The sequence below is a fragment of the Faecalibacterium sp. DFI.5.82 genome (assembly GCF_029076575.1).
In the GTDB taxonomy this organism is placed as follows: domain Bacteria; phylum Bacillota; class Clostridia; order Oscillospirales; family Ruminococcaceae; genus Faecalibacterium; species Faecalibacterium duncaniae.
The window spans coordinates 1-297 of sequence record NZ_JARFIS010000861.1 but is presented as its reverse complement, the minus strand read 5'-3'; the positions used below and the strand labels follow the sequence as shown (position 1 = coordinate 297).

Genomic DNA, 297 nt, shown 5'->3' with positions numbered 1-297 from the left:
CGGCAGTTCCGACAACGAGTCCTTTTACAAGCGCACCAACGAAGCCGTCCATCGGCTGGACCCCACCCGCCCCACCGGCGGCGTGCGGATTGCCCGCAAGAGCCAGCTGCGCGTGGATGTTTACGCCTACAACGATTACTCCTACTCCGGCCGGGGCCCGGGCTGCGAGCCCCGGTCTGCCGTTACGCCTGACCTGCGCAAGGGTTACCTCATCAGCGAGTTCGGGGGCCAGCAGTTCCCGGCCACAGCCTTTGACGACGAACCGCACCGACTGGCACAGGCTCTGCGCCACGCCGC

1 pseudogene is annotated in these 297 nt (G+C 67.0%); it reads left to right on the top strand.

Annotated elements, in window-relative coordinates:
* Positions 1-297 (top strand): annotated as a pseudogene (locus P0G09_RS19240) (glycoside hydrolase family 2); the annotation flags it as partial.